General features: G+C 44.9%; 17 protein-coding genes and 1 pseudogene. 10 read left to right on the forward strand and 8 right to left on the reverse strand.

Annotated elements, in window-relative coordinates; genetic code table 11:
• Positions 1–124 precede the first annotated feature (124 nt).
• Positions 125–1,639 (forward strand): PLP-dependent aminotransferase family protein, encoded by a 1,515-nt coding sequence (locus tag AB4185_RS15905; protein WP_372135650.1) that lies wholly within the window; start codon positions 125–127, stop codon positions 1,637–1,639.
• Positions 1,640–1,806: 167 nt separating this feature from the next.
• Here AB4185_RS15905 and AB4185_RS15910 read toward each other — a convergent pair whose 3' ends face one another.
• Positions 1,807–3,123: an aspartate aminotransferase family protein gene (locus AB4185_RS15910; RefSeq protein WP_017066353.1), complete on the reverse strand. Its 1,317-nt coding sequence runs from the start codon at positions 3,121–3,123 to the stop codon at positions 1,807–1,809.
• Between the two features lie 362 nt (positions 3,124–3,485).
• On the opposite strand from AB4185_RS15910, the gene AB4185_RS15915 reads away from it, so the two are divergent.
• Positions 3,486–4,181, forward strand: coding sequence for a sulfite exporter TauE/SafE family protein (locus tag AB4185_RS15915; protein WP_017061223.1), 696 nt, complete (start codon positions 3,486–3,488; stop codon positions 4,179–4,181).
• 12 nt (positions 4,182–4,193) lie between these two features.
• Positions 4,194–4,946 carry an SDR family NAD(P)-dependent oxidoreductase gene (locus tag AB4185_RS15920; RefSeq protein ID WP_017061222.1) on the forward strand — a complete coding sequence of 251 codons (753 nt, stop codon included), beginning with the start codon at positions 4,194–4,196 and terminating at the stop codon, positions 4,944–4,946.
• A 151-nt stretch (positions 4,947–5,097) separates the two neighbouring features.
• On the opposite strand, the gene AB4185_RS15925 is transcribed toward AB4185_RS15920, so the two are convergent.
• The gene (locus AB4185_RS15925) at positions 5,098–7,530 is read right to left on the reverse strand and encodes a response regulator (RefSeq protein ID WP_229647583.1); all 2,433 of its coding nucleotides are present in this window, start codon (positions 7,528–7,530) and stop codon (positions 5,098–5,100) included.
• Positions 7,531–7,618: 88 nt separating this feature from the next.
• Between AB4185_RS15925 and AB4185_RS15930 the strand changes: the two genes are divergently transcribed.
• Positions 7,619–8,377 carry an ABC transporter substrate-binding protein gene (locus AB4185_RS15930; protein WP_102332335.1) on the forward strand — a complete coding sequence of 253 codons (759 nt, stop codon included), beginning with the start codon at positions 7,619–7,621 and terminating at the stop codon, positions 8,375–8,377.
• 174 nt (positions 8,378–8,551) lie between these two features.
• Here AB4185_RS15930 and AB4185_RS15935 read toward each other — a convergent pair whose 3' ends face one another.
• Positions 8,552–9,112, reverse strand: a complete 561-nt coding sequence (locus AB4185_RS15935) for an NADAR family protein (protein WP_032546895.1) — start codon at positions 9,110–9,112, stop codon at positions 8,552–8,554.
• A 189-nt stretch (positions 9,113–9,301) separates the two neighbouring features.
• Entirely contained in the window at positions 9,302–9,496 is a 195-nt protein-coding gene (locus tag AB4185_RS15940) for a hypothetical protein (protein ID WP_017061218.1), read from the reverse strand.
• Between the two features lie 185 nt (positions 9,497–9,681).
• On the opposite strand from AB4185_RS15940, the pseudogene AB4185_RS15945 reads away from it, so the two are divergent.
• A pseudogene (locus tag AB4185_RS15945) lies at positions 9,682–10,569 on the forward strand (ABC transporter ATP-binding protein).
• On the forward strand, positions 10,566–11,084 hold the full coding sequence (locus tag AB4185_RS15950) for a transcriptional regulator (RefSeq protein ID WP_102320933.1): 519 nt from the start codon (positions 10,566–10,568) through the stop codon (positions 11,082–11,084). Before AB4185_RS15945 ends, AB4185_RS15950 begins: the two are co-directional and overlap by 4 nt.
• A gap of 380 nt (positions 11,085–11,464) precedes the next feature.
• Here the strand turns inward: AB4185_RS15950 and AB4185_RS15955 are convergent, their stop codons facing one another.
• On the reverse strand, positions 11,465–13,444 hold the full coding sequence (locus AB4185_RS15955; RefSeq protein WP_102332336.1) for a replication initiator protein RctB domain-containing protein: 1,980 nt from the start codon (positions 13,442–13,444) through the stop codon (positions 11,465–11,467).
• A gap of 1,260 nt (positions 13,445–14,704) precedes the next feature.
• Here AB4185_RS15955 and AB4185_RS15960 point away from each other — a divergent pair.
• From AB4185_RS15960 to AB4185_RS15975, 4 genes are all read left to right on the forward strand, one after another.
• Positions 14,705–15,922, forward strand: coding sequence for a ParA family protein (locus tag AB4185_RS15960; protein WP_017061213.1), 1,218 nt, complete (start codon positions 14,705–14,707; stop codon positions 15,920–15,922).
• Between the two features lie 5 nt (positions 15,923–15,927).
• On the forward strand, positions 15,928–16,902 hold the full coding sequence (locus AB4185_RS15965; RefSeq protein WP_017061212.1) for a ParB/RepB/Spo0J family partition protein: 975 nt from the start codon (positions 15,928–15,930) through the stop codon (positions 16,900–16,902).
• A gap of 93 nt (positions 16,903–16,995) precedes the next feature.
• On the forward strand, positions 16,996–19,089 hold the full coding sequence (locus AB4185_RS15970) for a GNAT family N-acetyltransferase (protein WP_372135651.1): 2,094 nt from the start codon (positions 16,996–16,998) through the stop codon (positions 19,087–19,089).
• Between the two features lie 419 nt (positions 19,090–19,508).
• Positions 19,509–21,179 (forward strand): DUF342 domain-containing protein, encoded by a 1,671-nt coding sequence (locus AB4185_RS15975; RefSeq protein ID WP_372135652.1) that lies wholly within the window; start codon positions 19,509–19,511, stop codon positions 21,177–21,179.
• 122 nt (positions 21,180–21,301) lie between these two features.
• Here the strand turns inward: AB4185_RS15975 and AB4185_RS15980 are convergent, their stop codons facing one another.
• The 3 genes from AB4185_RS15980 to AB4185_RS15990 are packed head-to-tail and all read right to left on the reverse strand — an operon-like array spanning position 21,302 to position 26,019.
• Positions 21,302–23,416 (reverse strand): type I secretion system permease/ATPase, encoded by a 2,115-nt coding sequence (locus AB4185_RS15980; RefSeq protein ID WP_372123608.1) that lies wholly within the window; start codon positions 23,414–23,416, stop codon positions 21,302–21,304.
• 18 nt (positions 23,417–23,434) lie between these two features.
• Positions 23,435–25,345 carry a LapD/MoxY N-terminal periplasmic domain-containing protein gene (locus tag AB4185_RS15985; RefSeq protein ID WP_017061208.1) on the reverse strand — a complete coding sequence of 637 codons (1,911 nt, stop codon included), beginning with the start codon at positions 25,343–25,345 and terminating at the stop codon, positions 23,435–23,437.
• 5 nt (positions 25,346–25,350) lie between these two features.
• Positions 25,351–26,019, reverse strand: coding sequence for a transglutaminase-like cysteine peptidase (locus AB4185_RS15990; protein WP_019823329.1), 669 nt, complete (start codon positions 26,017–26,019; stop codon positions 25,351–25,353).
• Positions 26,020–26,035: the final 16 nt, after the last annotated feature.

Genomic DNA, 26,035 nt, shown 5'->3' on the forward strand with positions numbered 1-26,035 from the left:
ACGTAATTTTCGGGGTTGAGAGAGAGCAAAACACACTCTTAAAACATCAATATGAACTCTGGCGCATTTCTTGCTCTTTTATACAAATTGGACTGAGGTTCACTGAGAATAAGGACTGTATCTCATGGCGATAAATCACAATTGTTTCATCGAGTTTGATTCCAAAAGAAGCCTGCAAGAACAAGTACGTAGCTATTTGGTGACGGCGATATTGAATGGTATTTTTCCGGCTGAACAAGCGCTTCCGTCTTGTCGTAAGCTGTCTAGCCAATTGGGTGTTTCACGCAATACTGTCTCGTTGGTGTACGACAGTTTGCTCGACGATGGCTACCTCATCAGTAAGCCTCGCAGTGGTTATTACCTTTCAGAAAAGTATGAAAACCCGAGTGATACTATCGACGCGAGTTTGGATCATTTTGAATCAGCCGACAGCGACAATGCACCGGATTGGAGCAAACGCGTTAAGCTGCAATTGGGCCAATACCCACGCATCGTCAAACCCTCGCATTGGAGTTGTTACCAATACCCATTTATTTTTGGCCAACCCTCTATCAATGACTTCCCATTAGCTCAATGGCGAGAAGCGACAAGAAAGGTCACCTCAGACCCACATGATCACCGCTGGCTTTGCGACAAGGTCGATAAAGACGTCGACATGCTGGTCGAACAGATACGCACAAGGGTGCTCCCACAGCGCGGTATTCATGCCCAAAGTGATGAGATCCTCATAACCTTAGGTTCGCAGAATGCGCTGTATTTGATTTCGACTTTGCTCATGAACCATCAGAGTCGAGTCGGAGTCGAGAACCCCGGCTACAAAGAAGCGAATCACATCTTCAATCTCTCTGGCGCGCAGTTACACCCGCATCAAGTGGATGAACAAGGATTGAGATTCAATGAGCACTCTTCACTGTGTGATCACTTCTATGTCACGCCTAGCCATCAAGCTCCAACCGGCGTCACCATGAGTGACGAGCGTCGAACTCAGTTACTGGAAATGGCCAAAACCAATGATGCGGTAATTATCGAAGATGACTATGACGCCGAGTGTAACGTGGAGTGGAACCCTAAACCCGCGCTAAAAGCCAGTGACAAAGAAGGACGTGTCATCTACGTCAGCAGCTTCTCTAAGCTATTAGCACCCGGCTTGAGATTAGGCTACATCGTGGCACCTGAAGAGTTGATCTACGATCTTAGAATACTGCGTCGCTTGATGTATCGACACGCACCAAGCCGCGTTCAGATGGAAGTGGCGCACTTTATTGAACAAGGCTACTACGACAGCTTTGTGAGGCGCTTTAGGGAAAACACACGCCAGCGCTGGAAGCTGATCAACGATGCGGTCTTGAAGTACCTACCTGACTGCAAGCGACTGGCTCAAAGCGAGCAGGCCAACTCTCTGTGGCTACAAACGCCCAGTCACATCAATAGCCAACGCTTAGCGTCACGAGCCGCACAAAAAGGGATTTTGATTGAGACAGGCTATTCACACTTTATGACGAATACCGAAACGGAATCGGGTTGTGAAGCATTGTCAGAATATGACCCCAATTCCTATTTTCGATTGGGCTTTCACGCCATCGACAAAGATCTGATCGCACCCGGTATCAAAGAGCTGTCTGAGGCGATGAAGATCTAGCATCACTTAAGAGCGGTTTGAGCAAAGTGATTTAGTGAATAAACGTAAAAAGAGCATCAATCGATGCTCTTTTGTCGTTTCTGAAGGTTAGGTTTGGCACGTTGAAAAGAACGGGGACTTCTTTGTCAAAGTGCCTTGGTTGCTGTGCTGGCTATCTTATTGGAGACTTAAGAAGCGAGTTCAAACAACACTTCATCAATGATCTTAACGCCTTTCTTTATATCGCTTGGCTGAATAACCAAAGGTGGCGCAACGTGAATGCGGTTATTCACAATGAAGGTCAACAGGCCTCGCTTGGTCAATTGCGCTTTCAATTGCCCCATTTTTTCATTGCTTAAAGGTGTTTTACTTTCACGATCTTCCACCAGCTCAACCGCCCAGAACATCCCTTTACCGCGCACATCACCAATCATAGGGTGCAACTCTTGAAGGCTCAGTAGGAGCGGCCCTAGAACGCTGTTACCGACGTTATCAGCATGTGTGACAATGCCCTCTTGCTCCATCACATCGAGCGTTGCAACGATAGAAGCCATCGCCAAAGGGTGACCAGAGTACGTTAAGCCGCCCATAAAGAAGTTTGACTTAAAGTGCTCAACGATCGGTTCGCTGACCACCACGCCACCAGCCGGCACATAACCCGAGTTCACCCCTTTCGCGAAAGTAATCAGATCTGGCACGACATTAAAGTGCTCAAACGCAAACCACTTACCCGTGCGACCAAAGCCGACCATGACTTCATCGAATATCAACTGAATGCCATGTTTGGTTGCCAGCTCACGCACGCCGATAAGGTAATCTTTGGGCGGAATGAGAAAACCAGCCGTTCCCGGAATCGTCTCTAGGATAATCGCCGCAATCGCCGTTGGTCCTTCGCATTCAATCACTCGCTCTAAATGCTGCAGGGCACGCTCACTCTCTTCTGCCTCAGTCGCCGCGTTGAATTCGCTTCGATAGAGAAATGGATTGAAGAAGTGAACGTGCCCACGGCTATACTCGTTTGGAATTCGACGAAAATCCCCCGTCGCAGCAATAGCAGTACCTGTATTGCCATGGTAAGAACGGTAAGCAGATAGCACCTTGTCGCGCCCTGTGAATTGTCGCGCCATGCGAATCGCATTTTCGTTGGCATCTGCCCCTGCATTGGTAAAGAACACCTTCTTAAACGAGCTTGGCGCTTTCGACAAGATACGCTTAGCCGCCAAACCACGAGTGAGGTTGGCGGTCGCAGGGGCAACGGTCACTAATGAATCAGCCTGATCTTTAATCGCTTTGATCACTTGTGGATGCTGATGACCAATGTTGGTGTTAACCAGTTGGCTACTAAAATCAAGGTATTCTTTACCTTCGTAGTCCCACATTTTGCATCCTTGCCCACCCGCAATGGCGATAGGCTCCGCTGCTTCTTGAATCGACCAAGAATGAAATACGCTCTTGTCGAGGTCGATAATATCTTGGTTCACAAGCTGTTCTGTTGATACTTCCATTTCATCGTCTCCATTAACAACACTAGATTCACAGCCGCTCGTGCTTGGCTCGTCTTCGAGAATGAAAGACACAAAACACGACATTGAAAAGGCTGCGCTATCGGATGGAATAATCTTCATCCCAAACAGGGCGGAGGTCATAGTGTCAGTTTCAACAAAACATTGGGCCAGTACATCAGCCCAAGTCTCATCCCCGATCCAACAAACAGCCTGACCCAATCCAATCGTCGATCTGGCTCTATTCAAAACTCTTAGGTGTGAATAGATTGAAAGGCAGACGAGACAGGTCTCATCGAACGCTAATTAACGCAGCAGCAATATCAAAAGCAAAGAGGTGAGCAAGAGTGGAATTAGGATTAGCGATGACATTGATTCTGTTTGCAGGAGTAGTTCGAGGCTATTCAGGATTTGGGTTTGCGATTATCGTAGCGCTTTCCCTCAGCTTTATTGTTCCACCATTGCAAGCGGTAACCATCGCTATCTTGTTGGACTTTTTAAGTGCCTTTCCTCTGCTCAAGCGAAGTAAAACCACCATCAATATCCGGCTTATTGCGCCGCTGTGTATTGGCATGTTGGTTGCGGTGCCTTTTTCGCTGTATTTCATTAGCACGATATCGGAATCAGGCTTGAAGGCCTTTATCGCGATGATGTCTTTGGTCGCTGGCACGCTGATTATTTTGGACTTACGCCTCACTTGGTTGCACCAACGACACGCGTTTTGGGCGGGAGCCATTTCGGGGTTTAGCATGACCACCGCTTCTTCAGGAGGTCCGCCATTAGTGACGTATTTGATGAACCTGACCATTAAAACCAGTGAACAGAGAGCCACCGCGATTGTGTTTTTTCTGCTGAGTTCAGCGATTTCACTGATCGGCTTCATATGGATTGGCGCATTTAACCAAGAATCGTTCATCACAGGTTTATGGCTATTACCGGCAGCTTTGATTGGCAATGTACTGGGGCAAAAACTGTATCTATCAGTACCGAACTTGTCTGCAAAAACAACGACCGCGCCGATTTTGATCGGCATGGCACTACTTATGTTAATTTCAAATTAGAAGGATGTATTTATGGATAAGATAGCGTTCATTACAGGGGCAACCTCTGGTTTCGGCAAAGCGGCAGCAAAACGTTTCGCAGAAGATAACTGGTCGTTAGTGCTGTCTGGTCGTCGAATCGAAAGGCTACTCGACCTAAAGGAAGAATTAACGGTGCCTGTGCATGTAATTCAACTCGACGTTCGAGACGCAGACGCCGTAAAACAAGCCATTGATTCATTACCCGCTGAATTTTCATCGATTACCGCATTGGTCAATAATGCTGGGTTAGCTTTGGCGCCAGAAGGCGCGCCTGATGTGGACTTGAAAGACTGGCACACTATGATCGATACCAATGTCACAGGCTTGGTTAATGTTACTCATGCGCTGTTGCCTACGTTAATTAAAAAAGGCGCAGGAAGCTCAATCATCAATGTTGGGTCAATCGCCGGACAGTGGCCTTACCCAGGAAGCCATGTGTATGGTGCCAGCAAAGCGTTCGTAAAGCAGTTCAGTTACAACCTACGTTGTGACTTACAAGGCACAGGGGTACGAGTGACTGACCTCTCCCCTGGTATTGCAGAAACGGAATTTACTCTTGTAAGAACTAAAGGTAACCAGACGGCTTCAGACAACCTTTACCAAGGCACTACACCGTTGTCAGCAGAGGATATTGCCGAGCAGATGTTTTATATCGCAACCTTGCCAGATCACATCAACATTAACCGAGTCGAAGTGATGCCGACACGTCAAGCATGGTCTGCGTTCGCAATCGATAGAGATTAAGTTCAAACCGACACATACAAAAAAGGTGGTCTTTTCAGGCCACCTTTATCATTTCTTTCACACGATACTTCAAGTATAACCAACGGCATAAAAGACTATGTCTAATTCGCCTCATTACTCTTTTAATGAAAGTAAGATTAGAGATACTCAACTAAACAATTTGCTGCTCATGTTCTTTGTTTGATTCCGTCTCTTTCGACAAGAAACTCGCTACGATCTCTCTCAGTTTGCCTTGGTTAACCGGTTTAGGTAAAAACTCATCCATGCCTACATCGAAGCACAAATGCTTGTCTCGCTGCACGACGTTGGCCGTCAGCGCAATGATTGGAATATGCTTTGCAGCCCCTTCTTCGAGCGCTCGGATCTGCTTGGTCGCTTCGAAGCCATCGAGAACCGGCATCTGACAATCCATAAAAATCATCTCGTATTCGTTGGCTTTGAATTTCTCGACACCAATTTCACCGTTGTCGGCAATATCAACCTCAAAGCCAAGCTTCTTGAGCATCATCTTGGCGACTTGTTGGTTTACTCGCGAGTCTTCAACAACTAAAACTGTACCACTAAATTCTCCGGCAACTGCGACAGGTTTTGACTCTGCTTGAATTGGAGCTTGTTTATCGGCTGGTGTGGCGTTTACAGAGACAATGGGAGCATCTTTAACAACCGCTGCAGGTTTACTTAACGGCACAGGTTCATTGTCTTTAAACGCAACCTCTCCTCTGTTCGGATAGGTAAAGACTGAAGTATCAGCCGCTCTCGCGAGTACCTCACTGATGGTCCATTTAAGCTGATTATCTTGGTAAGGACGCGCAATGTAGGCAACAAAACCGACTTGTTTAGCACGAGCTTCATCTTGCTTTCTAGGGTCAGCAGAGATCATCACTAACTTGGGACACTCGCTACCAAAGCGTTCAACTAAGCTTCTCGCCAGTTGAAAGCCATCAACGGACGGCATTACTTTGTCTATCAGAACGAGATCATAAGGTGATGACTTAGCCACAGACTCTGAAACCAACTCTAACGCTTGGTTTGCCGTTTCACAGCACTCAGACTTAACGCCAAAGGATTGAAGCTGTGTAGACGTTATACGCATGTTCAGCTGGCTATCATCCACAAGCAGAACCGAAACCTTATTGAAATCGATATTGCTTTCATCGGCTTCTAAACACGGGTCAAAGTCAGCCGTAAAATAGAAGGTACTGCCTTTACCTTCAACACTGGTGAGTTCAAGCTTGCTGCCCATCAATGTCACTATCTTCTCGCATATTGTTAGACCAAGCCCTGTGCCTCCATAAATACGTGTGGTACTGCCGTCGGCTTGTTGAAACTTATCGAACACCGATTTCTGTTTGTCTTCTGCAATACCGATACCGCTGTCGACAACCTCGAACCTCACTCTGAGTTTTTGCTCAGGCTCAACCACCTCTTCCAAACGAAGCGAGAGCGTGACGTGGCCATGCTCGGTAAATTTAATCGCGTTACCTACTAAGTTATTTAGGACTTGTCTTAGTTGTATACCGTCGCCAATCACCATGGTTGGGATCTTAGGGTCGATCGCTAATTGGAATCGAAGCCCTTTCTGTTCAGCTTTCACTCGAAAGGTTGATTCAACGTCGGCCGCAATGCCCATCATTTTCATCGGCTCTTGCTGAAGCTCTAGTCGCCCCGCTTCGATCTTCGAGTAATCGAGAATGTCGTTGATTAAGTCGAGCAACGTAAGCGAAGAGGTGTTGAGCATGTTGATGTACTCTTTTTGCTCTTTCGGCATATCCATTTCAGAGAGCAAAGACGACAACCCGATAATCCCATTCATTGGTGTACGGATTTCGTGACTCATATTGGCAAGAAATTCACTTTTATTGCGGTTGGCCACCTCAGCAACATCTTTAGCTTTTTCCAGCTCTTGATATTGTTGACGAATACGTTCTACCGATCGGTTATAGCTACTCTCTAGAGTCGATATCTCATCTTTGTAAGTAGAGTGAGTTGGCGTTATAAAGCGCGGTTTGTTGTCTTCGACCTGTTGTTGGTTGATTTGGGAAGACATAGTCATCAAACGTTTTACGACAAGACGATAGACGATGGTTAAACATACGAGAGACAACAAGAAGATTTTAACGGCTTCGAAGGCGAGCAACAATAACACTCGTTCTTCAAAGTCATCTAGGATCATGCTCAAGTCTGATTGCACCGTGAGCGTCGCCAACGGGAAGTCTGTGCCGCCCATCTGGTGCACCATTTCCCAAGACTGAGAATAAGATTGGCCTTCGGTCTTTTGACCTAACTCTAGAATTTTTTCATCGGGACTTTCGATAAGAAGGTAACTGACCGAAGGGAGGCGAGAGATGCCTTCGGCTTGCACAAACAATTGCTCTCGATCTTCAACCCACAAACTTGCCGTTAAACCAGAAAGGTAGCCAGCCTTGACCTGCTCGATCTGAGAGCTGATAAAAGAAACTCGACTTTGGTACTCTACATACAACCCGAGACCTGTCACTATAACTGTGAATAAGGTACTGATCGCTATTATCATCCCGATCAACTGTCGGGAGAGTCCAACGTAGCGTTTTCCTTTTGTCACCATACACAAATTACCATTATTGTTATCCTAGCAAACTACAATTACTCAACTAGTATAATAGTAGTCATTCATCAAATAACTAGGGAAGGTTATGAAAAAACATCTTATCGTTGCATCCATAGTCAGTTTGTTTTCAAGCAGTTATGCTTCTGCAAACGAACCTCTTCACTACTACATTATTGCGAGCCAAGCGCAACCTTTTCAAATCGAAACTGACGGGTCATCTCACAGAGGAATTGTTTCAGATATTGTGGAAGCCGTGTTTGATGACAGCCAATATGAGATCAACTACCACACCTACCCTTTTAATCGAATGATCGACAAGCTCGATGCGAGAGAGAATCCAAACTGGGTTACCTATGGCAGCCCTAGTTGGGGGAATATTCAATCTGCGAACCTATCTGAAGACCCGATTTACAATGTAAAACACGTATTACTCAGCAGCGGTAAAAAGCCATTTGAGTTCAATACAATCGATGATCTCGATGGGAAAGCCGTGGTATTGCTGAAAGGATTTGAGTATCCGAACTTGGAATCTTATATCCAACAGGGCAAGCTCAACGAGATTCGAGTAAAAGATTACACTGCTGCGTTTCGTGTCCTGAACCGAGCACCTGGCGACACCGTGTTTGTGGAAATGGAATCACGAATCAAATACAACCTAAACGAGCAAAAACTGAGTATTGATGATTACCAGATGCATGAGTTTGGTTCTGTCATCAATAACTACCCTATCCATTTGGCGTTTGACCCTGAGATGGATCCTAAGCTGCAAAGCTTCATCAACCAACGCCTAGACCAAATGAAAGACGATGGACAGCTTGACGACATCGTACAGAGTTACTTATAGCACCAGCGTAACGTAGAACTTATCAACGGATAGCTTAGTCACGTACGTTAACTCTCGTTGATGCCTGACTCTCTAAAACCGAAAAGGCCGCCCTGCTTCATACTAGATAGCAGGGCGGCCTTTTAAATGCGTCTAAGGAGTAATGATAAGCATGCCGCTATCTGAATCGACGAATCAGTGCGAAGCAATTAAATGCAGTTGCTGAGTGCGAAGCTGGTGACGCACTGCCATCAGAATCTTACCCAAATGGTTCTCGCCGGTTCCATCGCCGCCATCGCCCCAGAAGTGGTCTTTGTGCGAATGTTCTTTGATCACCGAATCTCCGGTCTTGGTAAGAAACAGCGCAAACTGTGGATTCTGTCTGAACTTCTCCGTCACAATAAACTGCATCACTTCAACACGAATGTCATACCAATCTTCGCGAACTTGGTCTTCGTAGTCACGACTTAAAGAGAACGCTTCAGCAGGTGTACTGGCTTCCAAAATGGTATTACGTAGCGCTTCGGAGGCAAACTTCATCGCTTGATAATAATGTTCGCTGGTTGCCCAAACTTGATCACCTACCTTGATAGGACAAGCGGCAAAATTTGACAGGTATCCGTTCGGATCTTCGGGTTCGTAAAACAGCACTTCTTTAGCTTGAGCCACAGAATTAGACATAGCCTTCTCCTTACCAACGACATCGCATATTTTTGCTTTAACTTTAAAATTAGTGGCGTTGAATATGACTGTCAAACAACTTAGTTCAAGAGTATGCCATGTGCGTGTTTTTCATCTGAAAAGCGTAATATCACAAGGGATAGGCTAAACGGAACAGTGAGCCAAAGAATCAAGGAGTTGATTAAATCTGGATAGGAAACATGAAAAAACACTTATAAATCAAAGGGTGGCGTTGTGCCACCCTTCTAAATGCAATGGGGATTATTAGTGAATAAGACCTAGCTCCCTCGCTTCTTCCAGACTCAAACCGCTTTCTCTAATTTCTCTTAGAGTCTCGATACGACGACGAGCTTCAGCAGACTTCATTTTCTTTTCTGGTTTGAAAGATACTTCTTCTTCAGCATCCCACTTGTTTGCAATATTTGTCATTTCATCATGGTTGATAGAATTAATGGACATGTTTTCCTCCGAAAAGCACCATGTAATGGACAGGTAATCTGTAGCAAATGCTTTTTCGCTTGTTAAGAAATTCTGTACTGAAGTGTGATGATTCCGACGCTTCACAAAGCTAATTAATAAATGCCTCATTTAAACTTTGCCAAAGCCATTTTCTGCAATTATATTTAAAAGATTCCCCATAAGAAATGTGGTTTGATCCAACTCTCATTTTCCCATCTTTCAATGCAATCAAATCCGTTAGCTTTCACATAGGCTAAGGCGAGATTTTCGGCTTAGCCGGAGAATCAGGCTGCGGGAAAAGCACCTGCGCACGATTGATGACCAAGGTTTACCCTGCGACAGAGGGAGATATACTGTTCAAAGGCAGAGACATCTCTACGCTGAAAAGCCGTAAAGATATCTTGGATTATCGCAGCCGTGTGCAAATGGTGTTTCAAGACCCCTTTGGTTCACTTAATCCCACTCACACCATTGAGCACCATTTAACGCGCCCACTTAAGATCCATAAACAGGTAGCCACTAAACAGGCTCTCACAGAACGCCTCAAAGAGTTATTAACGCTGGTGGAGTTACCCATCGAAACGCTCGCCAAATACCCGCACGAGCTCAGTGGAGGCCAAAGACAGAGGGTTAACCTAGCGAGAGCACTGGCCGTTGGCGCTGAGGTTATTCTTGCTGACGAACCCACCTCGATGTTGGACGTTTCGATTCGACTTGGCGTGTTGAACCTGATGCAAAAAATGAAGCAAGAGTTGGGGATTGGCTTTTTGTACATAACCCACGATCTTGCCACAGCACATTACATCGCAGAAGAGACAGCGGTTATGTACAAAGGACAGATCGTCGAATGGGGATCAACCCAGTCGATCTTAACCAATCCACGACACCCGTACACTAAGTTGTTGATCTCTGCGGTACCAGATCCCGATCTGCCATTTGGCGAACTCGTCAAAAATGAGCCAAACTATTCAATAGACGCTGATCGTATTCGAGAGCAGAGCAGTGAAATACAGCATGAAATCAAACAAGTTTCTGATAATCACTTTGTAAAACAGTGGGATAACGTTGCATGAATGAACTAGACACTTGGTTAGAGCGGATCGGAGATTGGTACAAAGACCGAAAGCATGATCAAGTGGACCGGTTAGAACCTTTGATCTTAACGCCTCCAGATGCGCTCTGGGGGCCATTGATCACGGATGAGCAGAGCAAAGGCATCGCATGTTGGCTAGACGGATGCCTGAGAATCTTTACTTTCTATCGCCACCTCGCGGATTCATCGAATCCGGACTTGGCTTCGCAGGAGGCCAACAGCTCAAGCCATCAAGATAAAGCCTACCAATACCTAATGTTTGCCTACAGTAAGCTGCAAGCGGTGTCATGTGACCCAAAATCAGAAGCAGGATTGCAAGAGTGGTGTACACAGCGGCTACAACACTTGTGTGTATTGGCTTTGGAGTTTACGAACCAACAGCAAGAACCACGTTGGAAAGCAGAGTCTGAAAAATTGATCGAGTCGCATGTACGCTTTATGGCAACCCATCCCCGAAACGATGATCAAGGAATTATTCAACGCCATCTCCACTGATCAAGCCCTTCTCGATCAAGCATCAAATCAGAATCTCACCAGAGCTAGATCCGTAGAAAGCATGATCGAGCCTTGATCATGCTTCGGCGTTTAACTCTGTAAGCTATTGAATTTTAATGATTGACTGAATTTTAGGCAAAAAAAAGCGAGTCCCTTGGGAACTCGCAAAAATCTATTCAGTATGATGTAACAAAATATGAGCCAATCTATTAATCACAAGAAAGGACAAAGGTTGTCTATTCGGGATAAATAATAATCAACTAGATGCGCTACTTTGTCATCACTTTGTCAGCGTTAGGTGCGATTTTAATCAGCACCTAATGTGTTCAAAACTATCCATTCAGCGACGGTAAAACAGGCTTATCGCGATAGGATAATGACTAGTGGCCAATCGCCATTTCATCGAGCGCAAGGAACACGTTTTCGTCTAAATGACCTTCATGAACTTGTTTACACACTTTACGACGCACCGCTAAACCAGAGATCAAACGTTCAATGGACAGATGTCGATTGCTGGTGCTATCTCGGTCGTTATATAGCTCAATCAAGCGACTCAGTGTTTCGTATGGGATAACGTCCTCCCCTACTCTCAACCAATCAAGCTTCTCAATGAGCTCTGAGCACTCTTCTTTGATTGAGGCATGTGAGTGCCCTGTCATAGCAGATAAAGCCGTTATGCTGCGTTCTAGAGCCTCTTCAGAGGTATATTTAGAGAGAGTAATCATGATCTCGTCAGCGTTGATCTCAACAGAGTGTTTACGCTGCTTAACTCGACGTCCCAATTTGCCTCTTGGCGACGGTGCTTTACGCTGAATGGGTTCAAACTCACCATCGATAATCTCAGACAGCTCTTCCAGTTTCTGCTTAGACACCATTTCGTTACGAAGTGGGTTCGGCAGCGTTGGTGCCATATTACGCTTACCTGCGTTAGTGGTACGCGCTCTTGAGTAACGTAATACTTCTTCCACATTACATTTGATATCTACCTGATAATCGGTCGTTTTCCCTTTTTCGATCAACGCGGTGATCGTCAAGTGATAACCCCATAGATTAACCAGGAAGGTATCTTCTTGATCCCCGACTTCACCCAATTTTCTGAGCTCGCGGATCAGATCCATCGAGAAACGACGCCAATCGATGTTACGCGCCAATTTCTGGTTGAGCTCACTGAGCAACATGCTATCTGAATGGCGACGTGCCATGCGGCTTCTAAAGTACGAATACACTTGGAAAACCAAGGTATGTTGCTTCAGGATTTCTGGCGGAAATAGGAAGAAATAGTCACGCGTCAGCAGCTCTTCGTAGAACGAAGGTTCCCAAACCAGGATGTATAGGTTCGGTTTAATGCGAATTTCGCCGTCAGAGCCCTCTGTAGGCGCTTCTTCCGATGCTGTAATGGTTCTAGCTAAGAATCGGAAACGATCACTCTTAAAGCCTTCTGGCATGTTCTCACTAAGCCAACGGCCTGTAAGCTCGTGCAGTTGGAAATCCGTGAATTCGATACGATCAATACTATCGCGGATCGAATCACGAGCAGGGCCGCTGTCTTTCTTGCCACGTAAAGACAAAATATCAGTGATGTAGAGTGGTGTTTTGTTCGGCGTGTGTTTCGCGTCTAGATGGTAATCATCTTGGTGGTGATCATGATATTGAACGGTGAGCGTGAATAACGCGAATAACGTCATCAGATCGTCAACGGTCATGATATTTTTAGAAGATCGTGTCTCGATCACAGCTCGAGTGCCAGAGATCGAAACCATGGATTTCTGGTAGCTCTTACGAGTTCTAGGTGGCGCTAACGCTTGATCAATAATCCCCGCCCAATTGGTTGGCGAAACAATGAATTGATCCGCTTCATCTTTCATCGTTGGTGGGGTATTCAACCCATGTTCATTCAGTAAGCGCTTGTTTACTTTGGTTTGAGCTAGGGCTTTAGAGCGCTTTTGCTTTTCATTTTGCTTCACGCTTTCTGTCACTAAGCTGGTGGCACCCAGCACCGATATCAATTGGTTTGGGTTCACAAAGCGATGCAACATGGTTTTACCAGCAAGGCCTTCTTCAAAGCGAACGGGGATTTGTTTGAACAATCCGATATTAACTGCAGCTCTCAGCCTTTGCTGTAAGGCTGCGCGAGTGACTTGACCATCGGTTGATTCAATAATCTCAGTGGTGGAAACGTACCCGTCTTTACTGCTAAACCCACGAAGTGAAATTAGGTTAAGAAGCTCAACTATGCTTTTGGTGACACCTTTGAAGTGTTGATATTGTTCTATCCATTCAACGGCTGTTTCAGATACCTCAAATAAATGACCATCTTTGTGGCTTCGTGCCTTAATTAACAATTTCTCTTCTGGTTTCATTTTTGATCCGTATCACACTAACCGTAATTTCACTATAGTTCCTGAATGATAAAGAAAGAATGATCATAAATAAAGAGAATTTATTGGCTTTTAAATAACTGATCTTTTTGATTAATATGATCTTAAATGATTAAGTGATCTAATGATCTGGACGTAACTTTGCTTATAAGTGGCTGAATTTAAAGCATTAAAATAAATCACCTTGGAAAGCATGATCATAAAGGTTCCGAAACTATGATCATTAAACTTAAGAAAGCATGATCACTAAACATCAGAACGATGATCATTAAGTCATTGTAAGCATGATCATTATTGGTTCGAAAGCATGATCATTATACTTATACAGCTTATCCACAGATCGGAATTCAACATCGGTTTCTAAGTCGCTTTTGACTTGTCTAAGTGGACACTTGTGGTGACCAATCTATCGGAACAATGATCAAGAGAGCATACTTTTTTATCGTTCCTACCCTATTGAGTGCAAAATTTAGTCTGTATCCGCTGGAAATGGATTGCTTTGATGTATTTAGAGCGGGTGGGTCTTAACTAGGAAGCATGATCATGAAATTGTCATGTTTGTGTATTCTTGGTCTGTGTCGATTGAATTTTCAATCATTGAGCCCTTATAGGCGTTGAATCCCCATTCCAAAAGCATTTGTCCGTAACTTAGTTCATAAATTACATGCTTCCGGAACTATGTTTACTTGATCATTTTTCCGGAGGTTGATCATTTTCAATGTGCAGTTGCTCGGATCAATATTGCTCAGTTTACACCTTGATCATGCTTCATAATTTGGCGTTATCAATTATCTTACACTGGATGTGCTCCATGATCATTCTTCCGGTTAGGTTCCAATCCTCTGTTGTTTTTTGACACCCCATCTTCTCTTCTGTTTTGAATTTTTTGGTCATTGAGTGTTTTTTAATTTTTATTGGATTGAAAATCTATAAATTCGAATGTAAATCACACCAACCGTAATCTACGGTTGTATTTCAATCGTTCCGAAGGTTTTTCGTTGAAATTCCATTTACATTGTAAATAAGTGATGCTGTAACATTTAAAATGTAGACTAGAAATAGCATGGTTATACATGATAGAAACAGTCATTTTTGTGTTTGTCTAAGGCGATGTTTCATCAAATTGTAAAAACGCGGTCTATTTTATGTGATTTTACTCATAAATGTATGTTCATGTTTTTGTTGTGTTTGTTGTTAATCGCTGTACAATTTGTACTTAGTTAATCATTACGGAAACTGGCAATGAAAAGAGAACAAACGATTGATAAGCTCTATCAGCTAGCCGAACAAACTCAACAAGTTCAGGCTGACCGAATTGAGATTATTTTGGAAGAGCGAAGTGATGAACATTTCCCTCCAATGTCTAAAGCTATGATGGAGACTCGTTCTGGTTTAACGCGTCGTAAGCTCGATGAAGCGATCACTAAACTTGAAGCTGATGGCCATCAGTTCACAAAGAACAACGCTAATCATTACTCGATTTCATTGACAGAAGCTCACATGTTGATGGACGCGGCAGAAGTGCCGAAGTTCCATGAACGTAAGCAGCACGCTGACAATAAGCCATGGATTATCAACGTACAAAACCAGAAGGGTGGTACGGGTAAATCAATGACAGCAGTTCACTTAGCCGCTTGTTTGTCTCTGAATTTGGATAAGCGCTACCGTATCTGTCTGATTGACTTGGACCCACAGGGCTCTTTGCGTCTGTTCCTAAATCCACAAATTAGTGGGGCAGAGCACGACAGCATCTATTCTGCCGTCGATATCATGTTGGACAATGTGCCTGAAGGCCAAGATGTCGATCTAGAGTTTCTTCGTAAGAACGTACTATTGCCAACTCAGTATCCAAACCTGAAGACAATTTCTGCTTTCCCAGAAGATGCGATGTTTAACGCTGAAGCGTGGCAAAGCCTTTCACAAGATCAGTCACTTGATATTGTTCGTCTGTTAAAAGAGAAGCTTATCGACAAAATCGCCGATGACTTCGATGTGATTATGATTGATACCGGCCCGCACGTTGACCCTCTAGTATGGAATGCAATGTACGCGTCGAACGCACTTCTGATTCCATGTGCAGCTAAGCGTTTGGATTGGGCTTCAACGGTTAACTTCTTCCAGCACTTACCAACGGTTTACGAAATGTTCCCGGATGACTGGAAAGGGCTCGAATTTGTTCGTCTAATGCCAACCATGTTTGAAGACGACAACAAGAAACAGGTGTCAGTTCTGACTGAAATGAACTACCTGTTGAATGACCAAGTAATGATGGCAACCATTCCAAGAAGCCGTGCTTTTGAAACCTGTGCCGACACTTACAGCACGGTTTTCGATCTAACGGTGAGCGACTTTGAGGGCGGTAAGAAAACTCTAGCTGTTGCTCAAGACGCAGTACAAAAAAGTGCTCTAGAATTAGAGCGCGTATTACATAGCAACTGGCCCTCACTTAATCAGGGATAACAACAATGGCAATTAAAACATCTGACTTAAATGCAAAGCTATTTGGTAAAGCAAACAAACGTCGCGTAGCAACACCACAAGAAGCGCAAACAGCGGCAAAAGAGCAGGCTCAAGTGATTGAGCTTTCTGTTGCTGGCGAAGATTTGGTTTCATTTGAATTGGTTCGAATTCCTGCGGCTGAAGTGGCTACTCGAACGGTTGTTTTTGAAGAGAACGCTCGTGAGCAATCTTTCTTAAACGAGCACGCGCTTTCTGATGTTCTTACAACATTGAAAGAACGTGGTCAGCAATACCCAGCGGTTGGTCGTAAGAACAAAGACGGTAAGATTGAAGTTCTTGATGGTAGCCGTCGTCGTATGTCATGTATTTTGGCTGACAAAGAGTTCCTAATCTATGTTGCTGAAAACATTAACGGCGAACACGCTAAGTTCCTATCAGACGTAGCTAACGCTCATAAACCGCTTTCTCTTTACGAGAAGGGCAAAGAGATGCAAGCGAAGCTGGATAAAGGCGAAGCTGAAGATCAGAAAGCACTGGCTAAAATGTTCCAGTGCAGTGAAGCTTTAGTGAGTGGTGCATTGAAAGCAGCCGCTTTGCCACTTGAATTGCTACAAGCTTACCCAAATGTGAGCGACCTTGGTCGTCCAACTATTGTTAAACTGCACAAGCAGTTTGGTGGATTGACGAGTGAACAGCAGCAAACACTGCTGACTAAGTGTGATGCTTCTGAAGGTTTTGTATGGCAGCGTAGCGAAGCTCAAGGCGTAACTCGTCTAACCAAAGACGTGACCGAAACATTGGAAGGTTGGATTCTTGAATTGGCGCCAGCGCCAGCGAAGAAAGCTTCTCCAAAAGTGGAGCTTATTAAGGGCCGCGTATCATACAGCCGCAAGGGTTCAAACTTGGCGTTGAACCTTAAGAAAGTTGATGACGCAACAATGGAAGAAATCCTCGCCTTCGTACAATCGAAGCTCGACTAAGTCGACGACTTTTCATTACTCCTCTAAAGCCGCTTTATGCGGCTTTTTATTTGGCTGTGATAAACTGTGTTTAGATGAATCTGGACGCTAACTATGACAAACCCAACCAACACTTTTCTACATACACTTTCTAATATTGCTCAGCATAACGATCACCGTTACGGCGTGGTCTTTGATGGCGATTTTGATTGGCAAAACTCTGCTGTTTTTACCTTCCTTCAAGATTCAAACACTCCGAGCATCTTCCAGGTTGGCGGTACGCCATTTGAAGGTGTGATTCATGCTCCAGTAAAAAAAGGCCAACAACTGCTTGGTCGTGAGTGCCAAGTTCTTGTTTGTGATTTTAGAGAGCAGTTCGATGCGAATGGTTTTAGTGCCGCGTTGGGTTCGTTAGTTGGTGGTGGGTTGTTGTTGGTGTTGCCGCCAAAAGTTAATGCCTCTGAAGATAGTGAAAGCTTTGGCCAACGTTGGTTAAAACGTCATTTCGATAAACTGATTTCTGTTTCACAACACAATGAAGCCGGCGATGTAGTTCAAGCAACTCACGCTCTTCCTCAGATGCAAAGCGCCCAAAACGGATTGGATAAATTTGAACAGCAAAACACGGCTGTTGAATTAGTCAAAAAAGTGGTGTCTGGACATCGTAAACGTCCTTTGATTCTCACTGCGGATAGAGGGCGTGGTAAAAGCTCGACATTGGGTATTGCCGCAGCGCAGCTGTTAGTTGAGCGTCACGGTTTTAATATTATTGTTACTGCACCTTCAGTGAAAGCGGTAGAGCCGGTATTTTCTCATGCTGGCCAAGGGTTAGAATCTTGCGAAGTGGTCAACGCTACTCACATTCGCCATCAAGGGGGAAGTTTGAGATTCGTCGCGCCAGATGAATTACTTAAATCCAAGCCCGATTGTGACCTTCTATTTGTTGACGAAGCGGCTACAATTCCAATTCCGATGCTTAAATCCATGGTCGACATCTATCACCGTATGGTTTTTTCGACCACGGTACACGGTTACGAAGGCAGTGGACGAGGGTTCGGTATTAAGTTTGAGTCTTGGCTTTCTGAGCATCGTCCGGGGTGGAAAGGCTTTAAGCTCGAACAACCGATTCGTTGGAATAGCAACGATCCGCTAGAAGCTTGGTTGTTTGATTGCTTCCTACTTGGTAATGACGCATCAGTCACTGAATCGGCGGTTGATGAAATCGAAGGCTTTTCTGCTGACGCAATCAACCAATTAAACTTGGGCGAGTTATCAAAATCAGAATGCTTGGCTAATCCTGAGCAGCTACAACAATGTTTTTCTCTTCTCGTGGATGCGCACTATCAGACCTCGCCAAATGACTTAATGCAATTTCTCAACAATCCAGCAATCCGTTTATACGCCGCTTGGCAGCAAGATAAATGTTTAGGTTGTATGTTAGTGACGGAAGAGGGTGGTTTGGACAGCGAGTTGATTACTCAAATTCAACTTGGAAAACGCAGGCCTCAAGGTCACCTTGCCTCTGTATTACTGGCAAACCAATTTGGCTGTACTCAGGCGGCGACCAGTCGGTGCCTTCGAGTTATGCGCATTGCTGTTTCAGCACGTCATCAAGGTTTGGGTATTGGCCGTTGGATGTTGGCTCAGTTATCACAGCAAACCAGCCAAGCAGATTATCTGGCGACAAGCTTTGGCGCGACCAGCGAATTGATTTCTTTTTGGCGTGGTAGTGAATTTGAAGCTGTGCACATCGGCCACCAGCGAGATCAGGCCAGTGGCTGTCACTCGGTTCTGATGGTTAAGGCGCTTAACTCAAACTCTCAAGGCTGGATAAACCAAGTTCAAAATCACTTCGAGCGTAGCTACTGTTTTCTTGTTTCAGGTTCTTTGGTTTCACTTGAAACCGATATGGTGCGAGCTCTGCTGCCAAAGAGTGTTCACACCGTTAGTGAGTTTGAAACTCAGTTAGTTAGAAATTACGTGAACGGTGGCAACAGTTATGATGCGATCAGCTTCAGCGTACTGAACTTGATTCTACTCAGTAACGATCGAAACATAGGTATTTCTGACTTACTCATCGCAAAGGTTGTTCAGCAGAAAGAGTGGGGGACTTGTGTTGAACAGTTTAATCTTGTTGGTCGTAAACAAGCAGAGATTCAGTTTCGTAAAGATGTCGATGTTTTGCTAGCAAATTTACAGTGTAAATAGGCTAGCCATCATTTAAATAGACTGACCGCTACAAATTAGATTTACAGTGTAAATTAGAATCTTGGATTTACACTGTAAACTGAAGCTCCATATTCAAATCCGTTTTTACCCTGATTATCTGTTACATCACTTCTGTTTCATCTCTCCACTACAGCCTTTAATCTTCTAAAGCTATTCGCCTTTACTATCTAGCCCTACATCGAATCAACATTCAATCGCACGAAATATTCTGAAAAAATTTTCCTATGTATTTGTAAAGGCGAAGCAGATCATAAAATGTGTAAGTCTTATTTATGAGTCATGTTTGCAGAATCGAAAGTAAGTGATGTGACGCTGATTATTCTAATAATGTGATACTCAGCGCAGAATGAATTATATAGACTGAATAACAACTGAGTCATTAGGGATACTCAATTCGAATGTGGGATAACATCGTTACATTGTCGGAAGACAAGCAACAAGTAATGGCATGTCTGCCAACCGGGATTGTGGTTGACGCAAGCTTTGATAACAAGACGCTGCCACCAACCTTGGAAGCTTTGAATGCATCAAACTATTTTCTTTTCGAAGAAGAGGTGTTGCGTTTCGTTACTCTTGCTAAAGAAGGTAAGGGTGAAGCTTATGAAGGAATCTTGATTGCTGAAGTTCGAAATGCCACTGTTGCGGTCGAACTGTCTGATGATGAGATGTTGGCGAGTCTCGTGGTCACTGGTCCCTACAATGGACACCCACTGCGTGGTAGCGACATCATTCAGTGCTTATCTCTAGCTCAAATAACAAAAGGAATAAATAAGTTAGCGCTCAGAAAAGTTCTGATGATGAGTAGCAAACTTAAGCCCGGGGAAAAGTTTACTCAGCCCGTCGCTAAAGGGACACAACCAGTAAAAGGTAAGGATGCTAAGTTTGCCGCTTTGGTTGAAGATATTACTCGCCAAGTCTTGAAGCCTCGCAGCAAAGACGAAGGCAAGATTGATATGCGAGACTTGGGACAAACCATTACCGTTGGTCAAAATGATCACTTAATGAAACGTACCCCCGCTACCAAAGGTATCGCTGGCTTTACCGTTCAAGGCCGAATTATCCCACCGCTTCCTGGGCAAGACAGTTTAATCAAGCCAGGAAAGGGCACCTACATCTCCCCTGAAGATCCCAATTTACTACTCGCCTCACACCCTGGATTGCCCATCATTAAAGATCGAACCATCGAAGTGGATGACGCCTTATGTGTCAGCAACGTCGATGTCTCAACTGGGCATGTTAAATTTAAAGGTAATGTCTTCGTCTCTGGCAACATCGAGCCGGGGATGATCGTCAAGGCGACCGGAAGTGTTACGGTTGGTGGCTTTATCGAATCGGCCGAAGTTCAAGCCCAGGGGGATATCAAAGTCGCCAAAGGCATTATCGGCCATACGACTAAAGAGGGGGAGCCAAAAAGTTGTAAAGTACTTAGCAAAGGTTCTATCACCGCAAGTTACGCACAGAATGCTGAGCTACAAACGGCCAATGACCTTCGACTTGGTGTGCACAGTATGAGTAATGACATTCGCTGTGGTAACAACCTTATCGTGATGGACAGTTTGAAAAAACACGGCACGCTCAGCGGTGGTGAAGCCAAAGTCGGCGGAAAGGTCGAATGTGTCTTCTTAGGCGTTGAGGGAGATACCGCCACCAAGGTACATGGTTTTGCGCGCTACGATGGCTACCGCCAAAAGATAGCCGAGCTGAAGGAAACTTATAAACATACGCAAGAGCAAACCATGGGTGTAATTCGCCAAGAGTTAGAATTTAAGAAGCGCCCTAAAACCGAGAGAAGCGAAGAGCAAGCCCTAGAAATTGAGCAGCAACGTGAGAAGAATAATCTCGCAATTGAAAACACAAAGTCGCAGTTAGATACACTCGAAGCAGAGTTTGAAACCAACCTTGCTGAATGTACTGTAGAGGTACACGAAAAAGTGTATACCCGAGTGACGATTCAATTTGGTGATGAGACAGTCACAACCAAGCGAACTCACGGCGGAAGTGTTTTCTCATTCAACCAATACGAGATCCAATGTTCATTCAAGATGGAGCAAGAGGATATTGCTTTGTAGGCTTTGTGTTGAACATAAGTGATGCTTGGCTTAGGTGATGATACTGACAAATAGAAAAAGGGGAGCTGATGCTCCCCTTATGGTTTCTACTGATAATGATTTATTTAGATGGCTTGAGCGCTCTAACTTACGGCTCTCACTCGGCCTTGTTTAAGGTCTGAAAGAACCTGTGCTTTAGGACCATCTGCAATGATGCAGCCTTTCTCCATTACGATCACTCGATCGACAATGTCCAACATCGACGTTTTGTGTGTAATCAGAATTAACGTCTCGCTTGGTAGCAATTGGTTAAGTTGGTGTTTGATGTGCATCTCTGAACGGTTATCCATAGCACTGGTCGGCTCATCCATCAACAACACTGGCGGACGGCCAAGGAAGGCTCTAGCAATGGCAATTGACTGACGTTGTCCACCAGACAGCAAGGCACCACCTTCACCCACTTGGCGTTCCAAACCTGCAGGATCTTGTTGAGTAAACGCGGTTACCCCTGCACGGTTTGCTGCATCCATCACGTCACGGTCATCCACCAAAGGACGACCTAAAGTAATGTTGTCTCTTACTGAACCGTAGAACAGGTTACTGTCTTGCGGAACACAACCTATATTGCGTCGTACGTCGACATGATGCAGTTGCTCCATATCCGTGTCATCAATGCGTACATGGCCCTCTGTGGGCTTGTAGAGGCCCATAATCAGACGTTCTAGTGTGGTTTTACCTGAACCGATACGTCCAATGATCGCCACTTTCTCACCGGGTTTAATATGCAGAGTTAAATCTCTGATAGAAGCCACGGGCGAATCAGGGTAGTGGAACGTCACTTTGTCGAGCGAGATATGACCTTGAATAATAGGGCGGTGGATGTAGCGCTTACCTTCTTCTTGTTCATCTGGCATCGACATCACTTGCTCAATCAGAGTCATTGATGACTTCGCTTGGTTGTAACGAGTCGAAAGCAAAGACAGTTGAACAAGCGGGCCAATCGCTCGGCCGCTCAACATGGTTGCAGCGATCAAGCCACCCATCGTAAGTTCACCTTCTGCAATTAGATACACGCCAAAGATGATCATACCAACGTTAGTACTTTGCTGAACAAAGCCGGCGGTGTTTTGGATGCTGTCAGTGATGCGTCGACTTTTGATATTCCAATTCGCCATGTGAGCAACGGCTTCTTCCCAACGGAATTGGAATTGGCTTTGCGCACTGAACAGCTTAACCGTCTCTAACCCTGCCAAACTCTCGATTAAGTTCGCGTACTTCTGCGAAGCAAGACGAGAGCCTTCCTCAATGGTACGGCGCAGTGGACCTTGGATTAGCAATGCATAGACGATCAAAATGACCACGCCAGCAACGGGAACAAACACAAGGTTTCCAGCCATTAACCAAATTAGCGCTAAGAACATCAGTGCGAAGGGGAGGTCGATTAACGAGCCAATGGTTGCAGAGGTAAAGAATTCACGAATGGATTCGAACTCTTGCAAGTTTTTAGCGAAAGCACCGACAGAAGCAGGCTTCGCTTCCATACGAATCCCCAGTACTTTACTGAACAGTTTGGAGGAAATGAGAATATCGGATTTCTTACCGGCAACGTCAATGAAGTAGCTGCGCATCAATTTGAGCAGCAAATCGAATAGGAACACGACAAAGATACCACTTGCCAGCACCCACAAAGTTTCAAAGGCGAGGTTGGGAACTACCTTGTCGTACACCAAGCGTGTAAACATCGGCGCGGCAATCGCGAAGATGTTGATAAGAATGGAGGCAATCAACACATCTCGGTAGATGTTTTTAGATTCCCAAATCGTGCTCCAAAACCAATGCCCTTTACGTGTTTTTAGAACTTCTGGTGAACGTTCATCATAACGGAACTGTTTCTTTACCAAGAAGTAGCGGCCGATGAATTGTTCTTTCAGCTCTTCGACAGGAATGATGATTGGCACCATTCCGCTTTCCGCAGTAATGATTTCCGCTTCTTGCTTCTCTAAATCGATACTGTTGAGAACGCACGCCTCACCTTGTTTAAGTAGTAAGACCGCAGGCAGTATCAGGTGAGGAATCTTTTCTAAGTCGGAACGGTTTTCTTTTGCCACTAATCCTGCTCGTTCAGCAGAGCGTGGGAATAGGAAAGGGGTTAGCTTTCCATCGGATAGTGGTAGCCCATTGATCAACGCTTCGGGCGAGTTAGCTAACCCGTAATACCGGCTAACGTAGATCAGTGAGTTCAATAGTGGATCTTGCATGTGATATAACCCTTACAACTATTTATCAACAATGAAGCCTTGGAACACTTCTACGTAGTTATCAGACAGAATATCTAGCTGAGTCTGAGTTTCTATTCGAGACGCGATGGTGGTGACGCCTAGGTTGTGAGCGGTTCTAGAGATCGACGTTAAGGTAAACTTCTGTTTTTCGTCATCAAGGTTATGTGTGAACAGGTAATCTAGCTTCACATAGCTTGGACGGTATTCGTTGATGTAATCCAGTGATTGGAAGTTACGTCCGTAGTTATCGACACCAAACACCGCTTCAGCGTTGCGAATGGTGTTACACAAAAGTGCCGTGTAGTGCGGAACGTTGATGAAGCAGTTTTCTGGAATCTCAAAGTGCAACAGGTGAGCGATTGAAGCATTCTGTTCAAGCGTCTTACCGATCCAACGGATGAAGCTTGGTTGAGATATACTGCTTGGCGAGAGATTAATAGCGACTGGGCTGGTTACTTCTTTTGCATTGAGCTTTTCAACCATCTTCTCAATAACGTATTGGTCGAGAATGTGGCTCATTTCAAGCTGTTCTAGCGCGTATAGATACTGGTTAGCACCGTAACGCACGCCATCTTTTTCAATCGCAGAGAACACCTCTTGGTGATACGTTTTACCAAAGGCATTGTTTGCAGCCTGCAAACGGAAGGTAATGAGGTCGTTGATGATCGCTTCTTCAACCAACATACGCCATTGTTGTTTGCCCATCACTGCGCCGTGATCGTCTGCGGTTACGTAGCCGTAAGCAAGTTCTCGATTCGCCTTGGCACTTGAGAGTGCGTTATCCACCAGCGACATGATTTCAGTACTGGTTTTACGCTTGTTGCTGTAGGTCACACCAAGAGCAATATGTGGATTCGCAGTGCCTGTTGGGTCTGAACCTAGGCTCTGGATACAGTTTACGATGCTGCTCGCGACAAGTTTCAGTTCGCTCTCATCAATGTTTGGCATGATGAAACCGAACTCGTCACTAGAAATACGAGCGATGGTGATATCTGGAGATGAAATTGAAGCTTGCAGCTGTTCAGCCAGTTGATGAACCAAGGCATCACCTTCTTGATAGCCCTTTTCATCGTACTCTTCACTGATAAACTCCGCTTTAAGTACCGCTAAACCACCTAAGCTCGACTCCTCTAACCATTGAGTTAACTGAGACATGTAGTAAGCACGGTTACCTAGCTGAGATACAGGGTCGATATATGCTCTTTCACGTAACTTCTGAGCTTCTTTCGCTTGGTTTTTAAATGCCAGTTCAACTTGAGTCGACATGTGGTTGATACCATCGACAACCAAGGTGAGATCTTTTGTCTTTGGACGAGCCAGAGGTTCGCCAAACTGATTCTTGGCGATCTGATCCATCTTGGTAATGATCAACGAGAGCGGGCGTAAAGCGCGCTTAAGGATCCAAGAGATAGACACCAAACCGAGCAAGAAGATCGTGCCAAATATGCTCAGTAAGCGGATGAATGCTTGCCAAAGTTGATCGTAGGCAGGGCCTGGGTGACTTACGATCTCGACCTCGGCCAATTGCATCCAGCCACTGGTGATCACGCGGCGGTCATGAACAGGCTCGAACAGGTTTAGGTTGGTAAACCACTCTGGTACGCCAGTTGGCTTTACAGGGTATGAGCGGAGAATGTCTTCACCGCTATCGAGAAAGATCAATCGAACGACTGAGTAAGAACTGCCATCAAACAGGGCGTTGATAACAGACTCCACTGCCACCTTGTCCTTTTCTTCTAGGTAAGGGGCGAGAGCCAGTCCAACAGTATTAATGGTATTACTTACCTCAGAGCGTTGCTGCTCCTCTAAGTATCCACGGGTGGTATTGAATTCGATCATAAAAACTGACGTCATCAGCAGTATGAACACTGCAACCATCCCGACCACAAGCTGTTTATATAAAGTCATTGTACCTACTCATCGTAATTGATAATGGGTTTGTTTAATTTTAGAGAGCGCTCACGTGAACGTAAGTCGTTCCATAAGCTCAATCTTGAAGATTTCCCTGCCAACTTGCCGCTGCCTGCTGCCGACTTGATCAACCAAAGGTTTTTACCGTTAAAACTGTAAATTGGTCTTAGATCTGGGCGTTTGGAACCGCGTTTAATTTCAGGGTTTAAGTTGTCCAAAATTAGTGGTTCTGCACTCGGTGTTGAGTAGTACGCCAACACCATGTGGAACTGGTTTAGCTCCAGTGCTTTTACGTACACTAATCGTAATTTCTTATCTGGGACGCCCAGTTCAAGCAAAGAGAAGTATTTTGCGATTGTGAAGTCTTCACAATCACCGGCGTTGCTGCCTAAAAATTCCAGTGGTGTTGCCCAGTAATCATTCTTTCCCCACAGTATGTTGTCATCGACAAAGTACATCTGGTTGAAGAACTGGTTCACCGACCTGAGCTTCTCTTTTTCACTTAATCCGTCGTATGACGTCATATTTGAGCGCCATGTTGCCACTCGCTTTCCGGCTCTATCGCCGTAGGTTTTGGTCACTGCATCTATCCACCGTTGGTCGCTCTTGTTGAGCGCCACAGAGGTGAAAGAGGTGAGGACCAGCAGCAATAGCGAAATCCGAGACTTCATAGCCTCTGCTCTTGTC

The sequence above is a fragment of the Vibrio sp. 10N.286.48.F5 genome (assembly GCF_041469785.1).
Lineage (GTDB): Bacteria > Pseudomonadota > Gammaproteobacteria > Enterobacterales > Vibrionaceae > Vibrio > Vibrio crassostreae_C.